Genomic DNA, 17,630 nt, shown 5'->3' on the forward strand with positions numbered 1-17,630 from the left:
GGCTGGCCCACGCGCGGCGAACACCGTCGGCCGGCGTGCCACAGCCGCGGGGCCCACCGATGAAGTCCGAATGGGTGCTGCTGTCCGTGGCTTTTGGCTACCTGGGGCTGCTGTTCGTAATTGCCGCCTGGGCGGACAGGCGCGCCGGGGCCGGGCGTTCGGTTATTGGCTCACCGCTGGTGTATACGCTGTCGATCGCGGTGTACTGCACCGCCTGGACCTTCTACGGCAGTGTCGGGCGCGCCGCCCAGTACGGGCCGGCCTTTCTCACCATCTACCTGGGACCGACCCTGGTGATGCTGCTGGGCTGGCTGCTGATCAGGCGCATGGTGCGTATCGCCCGCGCCCAGCGCATTAGCTCCATTGCCGACTTTATCAGCGCCCGCTACGGCAAGAGCGGCTGGCTCGGCGCCCTGGTGACACTGATCGCCGTGATCGGCATCATGCCCTATATCGCGCTGCAGCTTAAAGCCATCACCTACAGCTACGCGGTGCTGACACAGTTTCCCGCCTCGCCGGTGTTGCACTTGGCCGAAGCCCCCTTTTGGACCGACAAGTCGCTCTGGGTCGCGCTGGTGCTGTCGGTATTCATTATCCTGTTTGGCACCCGCCAGCTGGACGCCAGCGAGCGCCACGAGGGCATGGTGGCCGCCATCGCCTTCGAGTCCGTGATCAAGCTGCTGGCCTTCTGTGCCGTCGGCCTCTTTGTGGTGTTCTGGCTGTTTGATGGCCCCGGCCATATGCTGCAGCGCGCCGCACAGGTGCCGGGGCTGGCGGACAATTTCGGGCTGGAGGCGGTTCCCGGCGGCAGCATTGGCTGGGTCAGCACCCTGGTGCTGGCAGCGCTGGCCTTTTTAACGCTGCCGCGCCAGTTTCAGGTGCTGGTGGTGGAAAATGTAGATGAGCGCCATATCAGGCGCGCCAGCTGGCTGTTTCCGCTCTATCTGCTGGCCATCAACCTGTTCGTGCTGCCGATTGCCCTGGCGGGCACCCTGTTGGGTGACAGCGCCCAGACCCCGGACAGCTTCGTGCTCACGGTCGGGCTTGTCGGCGGCTCCAGCTGGCTGCCGGCACTGGCCTTTATCGGTGGTCTTTCCGCCGCCACCGGCATGATGATTGTCGAGACCATAGCGCTCTCGACCATGGTCAGCAACCACCTGATCATGCCGCTCCTGCTACACCTGCGCCGTCTGCAGATCGAAAACTACCAGGATTTCAGCGGCACCCTGCTGGGCATCAGGCGCATCGCCATAGTGCTGATTTTATTGCTGGGCTACCTCTACCACGCCCTGATTGGTGAATCCTACAGCCTGGTGACCATAGGTCTGGTGTCCTTCACCGCCGCGGCCCAGTTTGCCCCTGCGCTGCTGATCGGCCTCTACTGGCGCGGCGCCGCACGCCTGGGGGCCGCCGCCGGCATGTTGGGGGGCTTTGTCGTCTGGTTGCATACCCTGCTGCTGCCGGGCTTTGCCCAATCCGGCTGGCTCGATGCCAGCCTGCTGAGCGACGGCCCCTGGGGCATTCACTGGCTGCGGCCCTATGCCCTCTTCGGTCTCGACGGCTGGGATATCTACAGCCACGGGCTTTTCTGGAGCCTGCTGGTGAATATAGGCCTGCTGGTGCTGGTGTCGCTGTTCTGCCGCCAGAGCCGGCTGGAGCAGACCCAGGCGGCACTCTTTACCGGCGCGCTGCACGATGGCCTGATCCAGACCCCGCTCTGGCTGGGCCAGACCAGCCGCGGCGAGCTGCGCCGATTGCTGCACCGCTACCTGGGCGCCGGCGCAACTGCGCGTGTACTGCAAAGTGCGCCGGGCCCGGCAGAGACGTCGGCCACTAACCCGGCGGACGACGCCACGCCGGCATCACCCCAGTTGATCAGCCAGGCCGAACACGCCCTGGCAGGCGCCCTGGGGGGCGCTTCTGCCCGCATTCTGATCAACTCGGTGGTGCGCGGCGAAGCCCTGGATCTGGAAGCGGTGCTCAGCCTGCTGGACACCACATCCCAGGCGCTGGAGTACAACCGCCGGCTGGAGCAGAAATCCACCGAGCTGGTGGCCATTGGCGAACAGCTGCGCCACGCCAACGAGCAACTGCGCGAGCTGGATCGCCTCAAAGACGAGTTCGTCGCCATGGTGAGTCATGAACTGCGCACGCCCCTGACCTCGATCCGGGCCTTCGCCGAAATCCTGCGCGACACGCCAGACATGGACAGCGACAAGCGCAGTCATTTTCTTTCCATAGTGGTGCGCGAAAGCGAGCGGCTGTCGCGCCTGATCGAGGAAATTCTCGATCTGGCGCGCCTCGAATCCGGCCGCATGACGCTAAAACCCCAGCGGCTGGATCTCACCCGCCTGGCACGCCAGTCGGCCGAAGCCGTCAGTCATCTGTGCAGCGAGCGGGGCCTGAAGCTGGAGCTGGAGCTGCCCGAAGACAGCGCAGCCGTCACCGCCGATCCCGACCGGCTGCAGCAGGTCATCATCAACCTGCTGGATAACGCCAGCAAGTTCGCCGCCCCTGAGGCGGGCCAGGCACGGCTTTGTCTGGAGCCGTTCAAGGATCACTGGCGCCTGTCGGTGGAGGACAACGGCGAGGGTATTGCCGAGTCGGAACGCGAGCGGGTGTTCGAGAAATTTCACCAGCTGGAAAACAACGGTCAGGATGCCAGTGGCCGCCCCCGGGGCACGGGCCTGGGCCTGCCCATCAGCCGTGGCATTATCGCCCACCTGGGCGGACGCCTGTGGATAGAATCGGGCAGCACCCTCACAGGCGCCCGCTTCGTGATCGAGCTGCCCCGGGCGCCGGAGCAGAATAACGGCAACGAGTGGCTCACCGCGAGCTAATTGCAGGCTCAGCCCCAGCAGCCTGTCGGACACTGGACTGGTGCGGAGCACGTGCTTTTGTAGGGTGCCTGTGGGGTGTCCGTAGGGTGCTGATGAGCGCAGCGAATCGCACCGTTTACCACAGCGAATTGTTCCGGGCGGCGCTCCGTCGTGCGGCGTGCCGACAGACGAGGTGCGAGGTGCGAGGTGCGAGGTGCGAGGTGCGAGATTAAAGGGGCAAGGTGAAAGGTGAAAGGGGCAAGTTAAAGCCGACAGGCGGGCACCCTGCCCGTAGGAGCGGCACCCCGCTGCGAAGCTTTTGGGACGATGGCTGGGTTCTCCGGGGCAGCAACCATTTGCCTCGGGGCATTCGTCGCGGGGCGCGCCTTCTCTAAAGCGGCATCCCAAGTCAACCACCAAATTGGTTGTCCTCGGTAGGACTGCCACTGAGTTTCAGGCTTCTCTACGGGGTCGCTCAAGGCGCCGACAGGATGTAATCGGAGCACGCAGCCTGTCATCTCCTCCTACACGGGGTCTTGTGAGCCTTTCGGCACTCTCGCCCCAAGTCGCGCTCGTGGTCTGCGTGACCGAACTCAGTTGCAGGTTTCAACCTCTCTGTATTCTGTTCTCCGAGCTGCAGGTATGCTGCCTCTCTGGTAGACACCGGGCTATCATGCCGCCTGGGGGAAGGCCTCGAAGTCCTTCTCCTCTTTCCACAGCCGCCAGAGCAGAACCGCCAGTTTTCGTGCCACGGCCACCTTGGCTTTGGCGCTGCCCTTGCGACGCTGCAGCTGCAAGCCCCATTGTTTCAGGGCGCAGTCTCTGCCCTTCGTGAGCAGAACGTGCGCACATTCCACCAGGTGCCAGCGCAGCAAGTGATCTCCCTCCCGGGTAATCCGCCCGCGATAGGCCGTATCACCCGACTGGGAGACGCGCGGTGCCAGTCCCAGATAGTCAGCCACCTCTTCTGCGTGCCGGAACCGGTGCGGATCATCCAGCGTCGCCCGGTACAGCACGCTGGTCAGCGGGCCCACCCCGTACACCTGTTCGAATCGCCGGGTCACCTGATCAGTTCGACTGCGCTGGCGGATGTGCTTCTCGAGCCGTGCCGCCTCTACTCGCGCCAACGCCCAGACCTGCAGCATACCGGCAAAGGCGTCGCTCAAGCCGGGTATCTCCCTGTTAACGAGGGTCATGACCGTATCCTCAAACTGGCCGTTGCTGACCTTGCCCAGGCGGAGCCCCTGGGCACGCAACAGACCGCGGATGCTGTTGAGCTGGGCCTTGCTGGTCTTCTGCAAAGCCTGACGCGCTTTCAACAAGCTACGCAGCTCCCGGGCTTCCGGGCTTTTGCGGTGGACTTCGATGTACCAGCCACAGCGGCCGATCTCCGCCAGGGTATGGGCATCCCGCGGGTCGGTTTTCTTCTTCGCATTCATCAAGTTTTTCGCAGCGCGGGCGTCGATGATCACCGGCTCGTGACCCAGTGTCTCGACATAGTTCGCCACCATCTCGGCCAATGGGCTGGCTTCGATAATGACCCTTAACGGGCCCACCCCCTCAAAGGCTCTGCGAAACCCTACTAAATCCGTCTCGACAGTTACGCGACGCAACGCCAGAGCGGAACTATCCAGGATGACGACAGCACTTTCTCTACTCGCCAGATCAATGCCACAATAGTTCATGTCAGCCCCTCCTGTTTTTGGTTTAAGGCGCGTTCAGCGACCTTGTGTGCTTAGACACTCAACCAGCTGGAGGGGCTGATCCTGACGTGGCTGGACCACGCACCCGCCGCTTTATTGCATCTCCTACGGGTTAGATTGGGCTCCTACGGGTTAGATTGGGCTCTGTAGCTTGCCCTTTGGGATTTTGCTAAATCGCGGCAACAGCTTGGCGCTGAAAATCTCTAATGGCTTGCAAACTCTGGCGCAGCCGGCTGCAATCTGCCTCATTCAAGCGCCCCTGGTCGATCCAGGCATCCGGCGCCCGCCCGGCCGCCACCGCCTCCAGCTGTGCCCGCAACAGCAGCGCCTGCAGCTGGTTCAGCGCCTCGACCAGGCGCTGCGCCTGCGCCAAATCCAGTACGCCGGCTTCGGCCAGTGCCCTGAGCCTTGAGCGCGTATCCACCGCAGCGATGCCATGCAACAGCACCAGCAAGCGGGCCGCCCCCTGCAGCACCAGCAACCCCTGCGCCTTGAGGTTCAGTGCACGAGCATGGGGCGCATCCCTGCCATCACCGTGCAGCCGGTCAAATCGATCCAGCGCCACCGGTGTTTCATCCAGCAGCGTCGCCATTTCGTGCAGAAAGAGCCCGGCTCGGGGCATCAGCGCCAGCGCCTGGCTGCGCAGGCCGCTCGCCAGCGCGGCATCACCGTACACAGGGGCAAAATCCAGCAGGATATTGGACAGTTGCACCAGCTTGACGACCCGGCGGCCCGTCCAGAGCTGCAGTTGCTGCTGCCACTCGTGGCTGCGCTTGCGCCACGACGGCCAGCGCGCCATCACATTGCCGTTGCACAGCGGGATGCCGTATTCATGCAAGCGGGCCGTAAAACGCTCGCCAAGGGACTGAAACCAGGTGTCGATGGCCGTATGACGCGCATCCGGATAATCCTCGATGATCATGGCGTTGTCCTGATCCGGCCCCAGCAGGCTTTCATGCCGCGCCCCTGAGCCCAGGCACAGCACACAGAAACCGCAGGGCGGTGCGCCCCAGCCCTGCTGCGCCATTTCCGCCAGCGCATCCCCTATGGCGCGCCTGTAGAGCCAGTCGTTGTGATCACTGAGCAGCTGGCTGATACGCCAGGGAGGCAGATCGAGCTGCAGCAGTGCCCGGGCAAGGCGCGGCTGCCAGGCCTTGGTCTGTGCCGGCGCAGGGTCCGTACCCAGCGCAGCAAACGCCTGTTGCAGCGGCAGCAGCACCCCGGGCCAGGCGCGGCTATCGGGCCAGGTATCGGTTGCGAAGAGCTCGCGCCAGGCTGACGCATTCGGATTATCGGGCATGCCAATCACTCCGGCGGCCAAAGTACCCTGAGTATAAGCCGCCGGGAGCCGGGCTCACCCCGCAACGCCACTTCTATCGATATAACCATAAAGCCTATTTCGGCACCGGGGCCGCAGCCGGACTCTCGGCTATAACTAACACTGCTAACTAAAACCCGTACCCATCAATTCCTATCCATCAACCCCAAGCCAAGGAGCATTACCATGGCCGTTAGAATTGGCGACGAGGCCCCGGACTTCACAGCCGACACCACCGAGGGCACACTGCAGTTTCACCCCTGGATTGGCGACAGCTGGGCCATTCTATTTTCCCACCCCAAGGACTTTACCCCTGTATGCACCACCGAGCTTGGCTACATGGCCAAACTCAAACCCGAGTTCGAGCGACGCAACTGCAAGGTCATAGGCCTGAGCATAGACCCCGTCAGTGATCACCACGCCTGGATGGGCGATATAGAAGAGACCCAGGGCCATGCCGTGAACTACCCCATGATTGGTGATCCGGACCTGCATATCGCCAAGCTGTACGACATGATTCACCCCAATGCCAGCGGCGACAAGGCTCGCACCGCGGCCGACAACGCCACCATCCGCTCGGTGTTTCTGATCGGGCCCGACAAGAAGGTCAAGGCCATGCTCACCTATCCCATGAGCACCGGCCGCAATTTCGACGAAGTCCTGCGCCTGCTCGACTCCTGCCAGCTCACCGCCAAACACAAGGTCGCCACACCGGTGAACTGGAAACAGGGCGAAGACGTGATCATAGTGCCGGCCGTATCCGATGCCGACGCCAAAGCCAAATTCCCCAATGGCTGGAAAGCGCCCAAACCCTATCTGCGCATAGTGCCACAACCCAAATAACAGCTTGATTCGAAAAAGGTGCAGACCAACAGTGTCTGCACCCTCGGACCTGTTCCAATACAATCGCATCTTTTGCCCATTCCCTGCCCCACGCAGATGCAGCAGCGGTTGCCCGCAGCCAGCCAATGTGATTGTATTCATCCTTGCTGAAGAAACTTCGTACCCGAGTTCATCGGGATGCAACGCAGGGCAAAAACGTTCAAGCACAGGCCCCGACCGCCAGCTTGCACTTCGCCATTGCCTGATCGCAGGTCGCTTACCATTAGAGAAACATGATGGATCAACACGTTAGTCTCTGCCTGGGTGGCGATCTCGCCAACTTGCACAGTCTTGGCTGGATCGCCACGGATATACATCGACTGATCGAATTCTCCGACCTGCTGGAGTCCGGTGATCAGGAACCGCTGGAACGCTACTTCGGCCCCCAGGCCCGTCCTGCCAACCGCTATAAAAGCCTTACCGCCAATGGCCACCGCCCACTCAACGATATCAGCCTGCAGGATGATGGTAGCCTGACACTGAATATTCCCAACCTCAGCGTGGCCGGCGCCATCATCATGCCGCTGGTGCAGACCGCTGTTACCAGGCTACTTATAAAGACCGATTCCCTGCTGGACTTTCGGCTGACGCCGGCAGACCCCGGCCTCAAGCGCGTCATGCAGGCATTTGAGCGCGGGGATTTCGGCAACGGCCGCGACGGGCTTTTCACCCTGGCCTTCGTGCTGAGGGAACTGAAATACAAGGTGGCTTTTCTGGACCACAACGCCGCCCTGGTCGAACACTCCGTCGACCGCTACGCGACGCGCATTGCCCGCACCATTCGCAAGCACGGCATGTAGCAGCCTGATCAGCTGATAGTCGCCTGACCGACACCCAGGCAGGATGCCTGAGTGTCGGTCAGGGGCTGTCGTTCACCAGGCTATTTTTCCGATTTCCCGACGTTTTTTTCCCGTAGCTTTTCGTTCACGGTTTTCGGAATCCTCCTCACCGGATCCATATCCGGGTCTTTCGGTTTGCGTTCACCCGGTGTCAGCCGTCGGACCTTTTTAATATCGCGTTCCTTTTCAATCTCTTCGATCCGCTTGCGCTTGTCGTAATCCTTGATTTCCTGCAAACCGGTTTCCAACGTGTCCTTGCGCTCGGCGCCTTGCTTTCCCGAAACGACCGGCGCTGCTGCAGCATCCTGCCCGGCCCCGGGCTGGCCCGATCCAGACGCTGCTGCAGACGACCTGTCAGCCTCCTTACAGACCTGCTCACCGTCGGGCCCTTCCTCGCATTCCGGTGACAGCGCCTCATCGGGAACTTCGACTTTCGGCATCGACACTACCGAGATTTTCGAAAGGTTCACCTGCTCAGCCTGGATTCCCTTGGGAGGGATATCGCTGAAGTGCAGCACACCCTTCTCGTCCCGCCAGCGGTACACGGATTCAGCCAGTGCTGCGGTACACACGCATAGCACTAGCGACAGGACACACAATCGCCATAAAACCATCGCCATGCTCCCATTCTCGGACGGGTGACGGCCGCGGATGGCACAGCTTGAGCCTGCCCCAGGTTCAGCCACATTCGTGCCGCCTGTTATTAACTTGGCAGACAAACAGATTCCCTGCCACTTCGTCTGTCACGTTACAGACGCAAGCGCAGATACGCGGATATGCAGGACTTTTAGGGAAAGGGGCGGCGATCGCCATGGTCCTGAAATGAAGGACGCTCAATGATTCAGCATTCCTGCTGCATGCATTATCCCCTCGGGTTAGTACATGAAAGCAGTCACACGACACAAAGTGTGCAGGACGTCCAGCAACGTCTGTTTGGCGGCTAACAATCCAGCTCAAGCGCCTGTATCAAAGCATCACGCATCACCTGGGCATCCACCTCGATGCCGCTCCAGTAGTGAATCGCAATACGCCCCTGGTTCACCAGCATGCCCAGGCCATCCAGCACTGTGCAGCCACGGGCCTCGGCGGCCCGGATCAGCGCCGTGCGCGGCGGGTTGGGAATCGCATCGGCCACCACCATGGCAGCATTCAGTGAATCCAGATCAATATCCGGGCAGGCACCCACGTCCGGGTAAAGTCCGATACTGGTGGCATTGACCAGCAAATCGGTGCCGGCGGGCACCACAAAAGTGCGATCCCAGGGTACAAAGTCCGCCCTGGCCTGGGTCTTGTCATTCACCAGCTGCGCCAGTTCCTCGCCTCGCCCGGGGTCTCGATTAAGCACCGTAACATGCGCCACACCCGCCAGCGCCAGCTCAACCGCCACCGCCCGTGCAGCGCCCCCCGCACCCAGCAGCACCACCTGCTTGCCACGCAGATCCAGCACCGGCTGCAGCGCCTCGACAAAACCCCGACCATCGGTATTCTCGCCCTCGTAACGATCCCCCCGACGCACCACCGTATTCACCGCACCAATAATGCGCGCCGACTCGCCCAGCCCATCCAGATGCTCGATCACCGCCACCTTGTGCGGAATCGAACAGTTAAAGCCCGCCCAGCCCATGGCCCTGGCACCACGCACCGCATCCTCCAGATCCGCAGGCGCCACCTCGCAATTGATATAGCGCCAGTCCAGCCCATGATGACGGTACGCCGCCTCCACCATCGCCACCGTCGGATTCTCCGCCGACGGCTGTGAGAAAGACCCGGTCAGCTCACTCAAAAAATTGGCACTCATTTACAGACTCCCCCCTATCCGATAAACGACAGCCAACAAATAACAGTCGGCAAAAGACAGCCAATACCGGGCCAGCACAGGAGCACCAGGCCCTCAAACCCATAAAAAACGCTGCCACTATCGCTGCACCTATCTATCCATAAAAAACGCTACTCGCATCCTAGCAAGCGCAGCGACTAAGCCAATTTCAATTGTTGCAGCGTGTGGGTGGCCCGGAATAACGCCAACAATGTAGGAGTTATTACTAAGCTGCCTATGCGGCTTAAGTTGATGGAATCCAACCTGTCGTACCGCGTGACCAGAAAACCTGTGCCTGGATATCGCACCGCAGTGGCTGCTCAAGTTTCTGGGCAACTACACTGTTTGATAGCTGCAAACAGGATTTCCGTTATGCAACCCTATCACCTGATCCCGGCTCTGATTCCTGCCCTGATTTTGACGCTGGCCCTTGAGGCGCAGGCCGGCATCTACAAGTGCCAGGGGCCGGATGGCCGACTCAGCTTTTCCAGCCTGCCCTGCCCGGCACAAGAGCAGCAGATCGACCTGCGCCTTTCCGCCGAGGAACGGGAGCAACGCCGCCTCGCCGAGGAAAAAGCAGCGGCGGCATCACAGGGCCGCCAGCAACGCGAAGCACAGGGCCAGGGCGAAGCCGCCACACCGCAGAATGCGTATGACAAGCTCATGCAAAAGCTGGCCGGGCGGGTCTACCGCACGGCGGCCCCGCTAAGCGGGGCAAGCGCAGTAACACAGCCAGAGTCCAGCGCCGAGCAACTGGCTGGCGAACTGGTGCGGAACATGGAACAGGGACTCACCTTTGACGTTGAGCCCGGCAGCACCTTCGACCCGGTAAGCAATAACCCAGGCGATGCCTCGGTACAACAGGTCGCCGCTTTCCTGAAGAAAAACCTGCACAACCCAGGTTCGCTTGAGGTGATCGAATGGGGCCCCGTGCTAAAGGTGATAAAAATCGACAGTCAGGATTTCAGCTCCAGGAAGGAGTATCGGGTCAGGCTCAGATTCCAGGCAAAGAACGGCCTGGGCCAGCCTGTTGCGCTGGATCAGGTCTTCATCCTCGACCACAGCGCAGCCGTGCTGCGGGTGGCGGATTTCGATGACCGCCCCCTGCAGGACTACTGATCGTCTCCAGACGATGCCTCTGCCCCAGGGGACGTTCCGAAGGCCCGGCGCCACTCTTCCAGAATAAGGCTGCGTTTCATGGCATCGGTCTGCACCAGCAGGGAGACACCCAGCGGGATGGGGCGCAGCGGGCTGTTATTGGACAAGCGCAGGCCCTGGGCGCTGGTTTCGCCGGAGACTTCGTCACGAATGGGGTAGAGGCTCGATTGGTCGGCCAGTACCTGCTGGCCCTGCAGCGACAGCATGAAGTCGAGAAAGCGCTTGGCATCGGTGGTATTGGCGGCGGCGGCGGGGATAAAGGCGCTGCGCATTATCACTGTGGTGTAGTCGCTGGGCTTGATGACGCTCAGCACCGGATATTGCCGCGCCCAGGCGTGGGCATAGGAGCCCAGCACATTGTAGGCGATAACGATATTGCCCTGGGCCAGCTGCTGCAGCATGGCGGCGCTGCTGGAGAACAGCCTGGCGTCGTGCAGGCTGAAGGACTCCAGCAGGCGGCCGTTGCTGGCGGTACGCAGATTATCGTGGGACCAGACCAGGTAACCGATACCGACCTTTTCAATATCGAAGGTGCCAATACGCCCGCGCACCTGATCCCCCTTGCGCCGGATCAGGTCGATCAGCTCGGCCCGGCTCGAGGGCAGCGTTTCGTTATCCAGAAAGCCACTGTTGATCACCATCACCGCAGGTTCGTAGGTGATGCCAAAGATCTCGTTGCGCCAGCGCGCCCAGTCGGGCAGCGCCTGGGTCTGGGCCGAACTGTAGGCCTGGGCGTAACCATCATTGACCAGCTTGAACTGCAGATCCATGGCCGAACTCATCACCAGATCCGGCGTTTTAGGCAAGTCGGCGAGGAAACGGTTATACAGCTCCCGGGTACCGAACTCGCTGTATTGCAGCCGCACCGATGGATACTGCGCCTGATAGGCTTCAAGCAGCGGCGCTATGGCGACAAAGTCGGCGCCGCCATACACCTGCAGCACCGATGTTTCAGCCCCACGGGACGGCAGATCCCACAGAGTTTCGGCCCGCAGCGCCGTCGCTGTGCCAACCAAAAACACACTCAAAAACAGGTTCAGCAGCAGACTCAGCAACAAACTCAAAAAATAGCCTGGCAACCTCTTTAACAACCGCATCAGGTAGCCCTCCGGCGGTGAAAGCGCACCGTGACCACCAGGCCCGCGGGCTCATTGTCGCTCAGTTTAAGCGAGGCGCGATGGTAACTGGCCACCTCCTTGGCAATGGCAAGCCCAAGGCCTGAGCCGGTGCGGCTGTTGCCGGGGCTGCGGTAAAAGCGCTCGAACACCAGCGGCTTTTCCGCATCCGGGATACCGGGGCCCTTATCCGCCACCGCCAGGCTGATAGAGCGCTCATCCTGCTGCAACTGCACCCGCACCTCGCTGCCCGGATTACTGTAGCGAATGGCATTTTCGAGGATATTTTGCACCATCTGGCGCAGTGCAAAGGCATTGCCCTGCAGCTGCACGCTGGCATCACCCTCATACCCCAGCTCCACACCCTGCTCCAGCGTTGGCAACGCCAGCTCGCGACAAAGATCGCGTACCAGCGAATCCAGTGCCACAGATTCCGCCGGCTGACTGCGCAGGCGATGAGCCAGTACCGCCTGGCTGAGCAGCTGGTTCACCGTATCGCTGAGGCGGTCGGCCGACTCCAGTACCCGGCCCAGTTGTTGCTGGCGCAGGGTTGTGTCTTCTTCGTCCAGCGCGTTCTGCGCCTGGGAACGCAAGCCTGCCAGGGGCGTGCGAATCTGATGCGCCGCCTCGCTGGTAAAGCGCTGCAGCCCATTAAGGGTGCCGCCCAGCTGCTGCATGAAATGATTGATGGTGTGTACCAGTTTCGAGATCTCCCGTGGCACCGCCATATCCAGCGGACTCAGGTCCACGGAGGAGCGCCGGGCCAGGGCACGGTCGAGCTGATCCAGCGGCCGCAGCGTCATCCAGATGCCTAAGGAAACCAGCAGCAGGGCAACGCCAAACAGCAGCCCGATCAGCTGCAGCGCCCGCAGGCTGATTTCGTCAGCCAGACTCGTGCGCGCTAGCCTGGTCTGACCGATCTGGATGCGAATATAGCCGCTAAAATCTGTTTCGGTCAGCAGCCGCTCCAGCAGCACAAAACGCACCGCTTCACCCCGGTAATCGGCATCGAAAAACTGCTTCCTGAAGGCATCACCAGCATGGCTGTCTGCGGTCTGCCCAATGGGCGGCGCCGGCAAGTCGTCATAACCGGTAATGTGCGCATCCCCCGGCCCCATGATGCGGTAATAGACACGGTCGTCCGGCGCCAGCGCCAGGGTTTCAAAGGCGGCGCGGGGCAGGTCTGCCACCACCCGGCCCTGGCGCAGTGAAATCTGTTCGGCAATCTGCAGCGCGGCACCGGTGAGCAGGCGGTCGTAGGACAGTTGCGCCGAGCGCTGGGCATAGCTCTGGGCGGCGCGCACGCCGAGCAGCGACACAGCAATCAGCAGCAGGCTGGTCATGCACAGCAACCGGCGCCGGATCGACCAGCGCCCGACATCAGGCAGGCGTATTTTCGACCACATAGCCCAGGCCTCTGAGGGTGCGTATCTGCACTGAACTGTGCGGCAGCTTCTTGCGCAGGCGCGCCACATAGAGCTCGATGGCATTGGCGCCCGGCGTTTCATCGAAGTTATACAGATGATCCAGCAGCTCTTCTTTGCTCAGTACCCGGCCAGTGCGGCTCATGAAAATTTCCAGCAGGCGAAACTCGCGTTGCTTCAGCTCTACCGCAGCGCCCGCAACGGTAACAGTGCAGGCGTGGCGGTCGAGCTCGGTATTGCCGATGCAAAGCCGGTCCTGCGCCTGGCCCTGACTGCGCCGCAACAGGGCGCGGCTGCGCGCTTCGAGCTCACCGAAATCAAACGGCTTGCTGAGATAGTCATCCGCCCCCAGATCCAGCAGGCTGATGCGGTCTTCTATCTGGCCACGGGCGGTCAACACCAGCACCGGTGTGGTGCTGCCACGCTGGCGCAGCTGCGCCAGTACCTGCTCCCCTCCAAGCCCCGGCAGGTTCAGGTCCAGAATAATCAGATCAAACGCCTGATGCCTGAGGATGCTGTCCGCCTGGCGGCCGTCGGGCGCCACATCGGCGGCGTGGCCCTGCTTGAGCAGGCGCCGGCCTATGGCTTCGGCCAGGGTCAGATCATCTTCTACGATCAGAATTCGCATGCTGCCTCACTTGCTGTCACGCTGCCCGGCAGTCATTTCCTGCTTGATCCACTGCACAAAGCGCTGAATATCGGGCCGGTTCAGAGTATTGCGCGTGCAGATCAGATAATAGCTGTGCTGCGCCTGCACGCTGACATCGAACAACCGCACCAGGCGCCCGGCGCGCAGGTCATCCGCCGCCAGCACGCTGCTGCCCAGCGCTATGCCCTGGCCGTCCATCGCCGCCTGCAGCACCATGCTCGACATGCTAAAACGCGGCCCGTTCACCACCTCCAGCGAGGCTACACCTGCGGCCCCCAGCCAGTGCCCCCAACCGGGAAATTCACGGTCATCCGCCCGGCCCTCGAAGTGCAGCAACGTCTGGCCGGCCAGATCCTGCGGCTGCCGGAAGACCTTGCCGCGTTCCAGCAGGCGCGGGCTGCAGACCGGAAAAACAATTTCATCGGTGAGGGCCTCAAGGTGCATGCCCCGCTCCTTCGGCGGCCCGTAGCGGATGGCCAGATCCACATCCTCGTAGGAAAAATCCACCAGCCGGGTCGAGGCATCCACCCGCAGGTCTATATCCGGGTGCGCCTTGCGAAACAACTCCAGACGCGGCAGCAGCCACTTGGCACCAAAGGACGGCGCCACACTGATGGTAATCAGGTTCTGGTTGCCAAATTCCTGTGCCCGCGTCACTGCCTGGTTCAGCAGCTCGAAGCCGCTTTCGATCAGCGGTAGCGCTGCCCGGCCGGCTTCCGTCAGGCGCACGGACTTGTTCAGGCGCTTGAACAGATCCACCCCCAGAAACTCCTCCAGCAACTTGACCTGCTGACTCACGGCACCGGTGGTGACATGCAGCTCGTCCGCCGCCTGTTTCAGGCTTTCGTGGCGCCCGGCGGCTTCGAACGCGCGCAGCGCCTTAAGGGGAGGTAATCGTCGCATGATGCTGATCCTGGATCCGGTAGTACTAAGCTCCAGCGGAGCCAATTGCCATTTAGTGTAGTTTATCTATATCAAATAGCGACTATTTCAATAGCTGCAAAACACCCGACGTATAAAAACACGAAAAAATCGGCACCTGAAAGTTTTAGATATTCTAATTCTGAAGCATCTTAGCCTCGTTCATAGCCCAGCCCCCGTCGTATTTAGAGCAAGCCTGGCTGTGCGACATCAACGCTTGATGAGACTCGCACAAGGTCTTCAAAAGGGTCGGGGATTTAAATTAAAAAATATAAATAACAAATATTTAACTTAAAAACACTTTTAGCTCACCAAAGTATTCAACGCCTTTTAACACCAGTACGAACAGATAAAAGCTGCATGAAATTCCGCCATATTTTTAAACAACAAAAATAACAGGTTTAATTTTTCTATACCAAGAATCGAAATTATATGGTTTGTCGCGCAAAACTGCCGGGCGTATCTTGCTCACAAATCAGCCAGACAAGCCTGGCTCGATAACAAATGACATAGAAAAATTAAATCCACTTTCCCTTCATCCACCAGGAGAGCAAGCATGCAGACATCCATCCCCTGCACCATCATGCGCGGCGGCACCTCCCGCGGCCCCTATTTCCTGGCAACCAGTCTGCCTGAAGACTGGCCCACCCAGGAGAAGGTGTTGCTGGCGGCACTCGGCTCCCCCAGCGCCCAGCAGATCGACGGCATTGGCGGCGGTACCTCCCTCACCAGCAAGACAGCCATCATCTCGGCCTCCACTCGGCCAGACGCCGATGTCGACTACCTCTTTGCCCAGGTCGGCATTGATACGCTGTCCGTCGATATAGCGCCCTCCTGCGGCAATATTCTGGCAGGCGTAGGTCCCTTCGCCATCGAGTCTGGCCTGGTAAAAGCCGGCGCAGAGGAAACCGTGGTACGGGTGTTCAACGTCAACACCCGCAAGCTGATCGAAGTGCGGGTAAAAACCCCCAACGGCCAGGTTGAATACGAAGGCGACACCGCCATCGACGGCGTCACCGGTACCGCAGCGCCTGTGCTGCTCAACTTTCTCGACGTGGCCGGCAGCAAGACCGGCACCCTGCTGCCCACCGGCAATGCTTGGGACATGATCGACGGTGTGCCGGTCACCTGCATCGACGCCGCCGTCCCCATGGTGGTTATCGCCGCCGAGTCTTTGGGCAAGGACGGCGCCGAAACCAAGGCAGAACTGGATAGCGACACCGACATGATGGCGCGCATCGAAAGCATCCGCCGTGCGGCCTCCTGGAAGATGGGCCTGGGCGATGCCAGCGGCAAGGTCATACCCAAGGTGGCGCTGGTGTCGGCACCGCGCAAGGGCGGCAGCATCTGTTCGCGCTACTTTGTGCCCGACAACTGCCACGCCAGCCATGCCGTTACAGGCGCAATCTGCGTCAGCACCTGTGCCATGGTGCCGGGCTCAGTAGCAGCGCCCTTCCTGGGCACTGTCTTTGGCGACTCGACCCTGCACATCGAACACCCCAGCGGCCAGATCGAAATCGTGCTGGATATTCAGCCCGCGGCCAAAGGCATCGATGTGCGCAGCGCCGGTGTCATCCGCACCGCCCGCAAGCTGATCAGCGGCGAGCTGTACGTACCGAGCTTCATCTGGAGCGGTATCCCCCGCGCCAGAGTCTCCTGAGACGCACAGTTTTCAAAATACTCCCATGACAGCTTGGTGACAGTTTGGGGGCATAGATTCACTCATAACCCGGGCCTGCACGGATTCGGGATCACAATAAAAGAGACCATAAAAATGAAAAATACCCACCTTAGCCTGCTCAACCTTTCCGCCCGCGCCATTCGCCCGCTGGTTGCCGCCATCGCCTGTGCCAGCGCACTGAGCGTAACGACGCCCACCCTGGCGGTGGAGTTCGATGGTGCCCGCATTGAAATGACCATGCCCTTCAAGGAAGGCGGCGGCACCGACACCTGGGGCCGTTTCTACGCCCCCCTGATTGGCGAGCAGCTGCCTGGTCAGCCGATAGTCGTGGTCAAGAACATTCCCGGCGGCGGCTCCACCAGCGGTGCCAACCAGTTTCAGATGCGCGCCAAAAGCGACGGCCGCGATATCTTCGCCTCATCCGGCTCCACCATGTTCCCCTACATTCTGGGCGACAAGCGCGTGCGTTATGAATACAAGGACTGGACCGCAATTCTGGCGTCTCCTACCGGCGGCGTGGTCTATATCAGCTCCGACCTGGGTGTGAAAAACGTCGCCGACCTGGTCAAGCTCAAGGATGCCGATCTCAAGTACGCCAGCCAGGGTGCCACCAGTCTCGACCTGATCACACTGCTGTCATTCGAAGTACTGGGGCTGGATGTCAAAGCCGTGTTTGGCATGAAAGGCCGCGGCGAAGCCCGCCTGGCGTTTGAGCGCGGCGAGGTCAATATCGACGACCAGACCACCTCCGGCTTTATCAAGAAAGTGCAGCCGCTGGTCGACGAAGGCAAGGCCGTACCGCTGTTCAGCTGGGGCGTGCTGGGCAAGGATGGCAAGATCCAGCGCGACCCCTCTTTCCCGGATCTGCCGCACTTCGTGGAAGCCTATGAAATGGTGCACGGCAAGACGCCGGACAGCGAACGTTTCCGCGCCTGGAAATCCTTCTTCATAGCCGGCTATGCCGCCCAGAAAGGCCTGTTCCTGCCCAAGGGCACGCCAGACGATGTTGTCCAGGCGTACCGCGAATCCGCCGCCAAGGTGATTGCCGTCCCCGGTTTCAAGGAAAAGGCGCAGGACGTGCTGGGTGACTACGAACAGGCCGTTGGCGATGAGGCCAGCATGATGTTCGCCGAAGCCGTGAGCATGGATGACGCCGCCAAAACCTGGGTCATCGACTGGCTCAACTCCAAATACAGCGCCGGTCTTGAAGCACAAGAATAAGCGGACCTTCTAGCAGCCTGTCGGACTTGACCAATCGTAGCGAGGGAAAGTCCGTTTTGAGGCAGTTTTTGAGCTCTTTTGAGA

The 17,630-nt window shown here is 60.9% G+C and carries 14 protein-coding genes; 6 read left to right on the plus strand and 8 right to left on the minus strand.

Features of this window, described 5'->3' with window-relative positions:
• Nucleotides 1-59 precede the first annotated feature (59 nt).
• Nucleotides 60-2,840, plus strand: a complete 2,781-nt coding sequence (locus A8C75_RS18800) for an ATP-binding protein (RefSeq protein WP_067385828.1) — start codon at nt 60-62, stop codon at nt 2,838-2,840.
• A gap of 650 nt (nt 2,841-3,490) precedes the next feature.
• On the opposite strand, the gene A8C75_RS18805 is transcribed toward A8C75_RS18800, so the two are convergent.
• Together A8C75_RS18805 and A8C75_RS18810 are read right to left on the minus strand one after the other, a co-directional pair.
• Entirely contained in the window at nt 3,491-4,504 is a 1,014-nt protein-coding gene (locus A8C75_RS18805; protein WP_084784160.1) for an IS110 family RNA-guided transposase, read from the minus strand.
• Nucleotides 4,505-4,691: 187 nt separating this feature from the next.
• Entirely contained in the window at nt 4,692-5,822 is a 1,131-nt protein-coding gene (locus tag A8C75_RS18810) for a DUF294 nucleotidyltransferase-like domain-containing protein (protein WP_067385830.1), read from the minus strand.
• 204 nt (nt 5,823-6,026) lie between these two features.
• Between A8C75_RS18810 and A8C75_RS18815 the strand changes: the two genes are divergently transcribed.
• Both A8C75_RS18815 and A8C75_RS18820 read left to right on the plus strand, forming a co-directional pair.
• Nucleotides 6,027-6,683: a peroxiredoxin gene (locus tag A8C75_RS18815; protein WP_067385831.1), complete on the plus strand. Its 657-nt coding sequence runs from the start codon at nt 6,027-6,029 to the stop codon at nt 6,681-6,683.
• Between the two features lie 275 nt (nt 6,684-6,958).
• Nucleotides 6,959-7,522: a hypothetical protein gene (locus tag A8C75_RS18820; protein WP_157890333.1), complete on the plus strand. Its 564-nt coding sequence runs from the start codon at nt 6,959-6,961 to the stop codon at nt 7,520-7,522.
• 80 nt (nt 7,523-7,602) lie between these two features.
• Here the strand turns inward: A8C75_RS18820 and A8C75_RS18825 are convergent, their stop codons facing one another.
• Together A8C75_RS18825 and aroE are read right to left on the minus strand one after the other, a co-directional pair.
• Nucleotides 7,603-8,181, minus strand: a complete 579-nt coding sequence (locus A8C75_RS18825; protein ID WP_084784161.1) for a DUF4124 domain-containing protein — start codon at nt 8,179-8,181, stop codon at nt 7,603-7,605.
• Nucleotides 8,182-8,501: 320 nt separating this feature from the next.
• On the minus strand, nt 8,502-9,359 hold the full coding sequence (gene aroE, locus A8C75_RS18830) for a shikimate dehydrogenase (protein WP_067385836.1): 858 nt from the start codon (nt 9,357-9,359) through the stop codon (nt 8,502-8,504).
• A 390-nt stretch (nt 9,360-9,749) separates the two neighbouring features.
• On the opposite strand from aroE, the gene A8C75_RS18835 reads away from it, so the two are divergent.
• Nucleotides 9,750-10,496 carry a DUF4124 domain-containing protein gene (locus A8C75_RS18835; RefSeq protein WP_067385837.1) on the plus strand — a complete coding sequence of 249 codons (747 nt, stop codon included), beginning with the start codon at nt 9,750-9,752 and terminating at the stop codon, nt 10,494-10,496.
• Here A8C75_RS18835 and A8C75_RS18840 read toward each other — a convergent pair.
• From A8C75_RS18840 to A8C75_RS18855, 4 genes are read right to left on the minus strand one after another with little or no spacing between them, the layout of a single operon-like run.
• Complete coding sequence (locus A8C75_RS18840; protein WP_084784162.1) at nt 10,490-11,632, minus strand: ABC transporter substrate-binding protein; 1,143 nt, start codon at nt 11,630-11,632, stop codon at nt 10,490-10,492. The two genes, A8C75_RS18835 and A8C75_RS18840, sit on opposite strands and share 7 nt — an antisense overlap.
• Nucleotides 11,632-13,056 carry a sensor histidine kinase gene (locus A8C75_RS18845; protein WP_067385839.1) on the minus strand — a complete coding sequence of 475 codons (1,425 nt, stop codon included), beginning with the start codon at nt 13,054-13,056 and terminating at the stop codon, nt 11,632-11,634. Before A8C75_RS18845 ends, A8C75_RS18840 begins: the two co-directional genes overlap by 1 nt.
• Nucleotides 13,031-13,702, minus strand: coding sequence for a response regulator transcription factor (locus tag A8C75_RS18850; protein ID WP_067385840.1), 672 nt, complete (start codon nt 13,700-13,702; stop codon nt 13,031-13,033). Before A8C75_RS18850 ends, A8C75_RS18845 begins: the two co-directional genes overlap by 26 nt.
• Before the next feature lie 6 nt (nt 13,703-13,708).
• The gene (locus tag A8C75_RS18855) at nt 13,709-14,626 is read right to left on the minus strand and encodes a transcriptional regulator GcvA (protein ID WP_067385842.1); all 918 of its coding nucleotides are present in this window, start codon (nt 14,624-14,626) and stop codon (nt 13,709-13,711) included.
• A 574-nt stretch (nt 14,627-15,200) separates the two neighbouring features.
• On the opposite strand from A8C75_RS18855, the gene A8C75_RS18860 reads away from it, so the two are divergent.
• A complete protein-coding gene (locus A8C75_RS18860) occupies nt 15,201-16,304 on the plus strand; it encodes a 4-oxalomesaconate tautomerase (protein WP_067385843.1) in 1,104 nt (367 codons plus the stop codon).
• 114 nt (nt 16,305-16,418) lie between these two features.
• Nucleotides 16,419-17,546 carry a tripartite tricarboxylate transporter substrate-binding protein gene (locus A8C75_RS18865; RefSeq protein WP_067385845.1) on the plus strand — a complete coding sequence of 376 codons (1,128 nt, stop codon included), beginning with the start codon at nt 16,419-16,421 and terminating at the stop codon, nt 17,544-17,546.
• Nucleotides 17,547-17,630 lie beyond the last annotated feature (84 nt).

The sequence above is a fragment of the Marinobacterium aestuarii genome, from assembly GCF_001651805.1.
In the GTDB taxonomy this organism is placed as follows: domain Bacteria; phylum Pseudomonadota; class Gammaproteobacteria; order Pseudomonadales; family Balneatricaceae; genus Marinobacterium_A; species Marinobacterium_A aestuarii.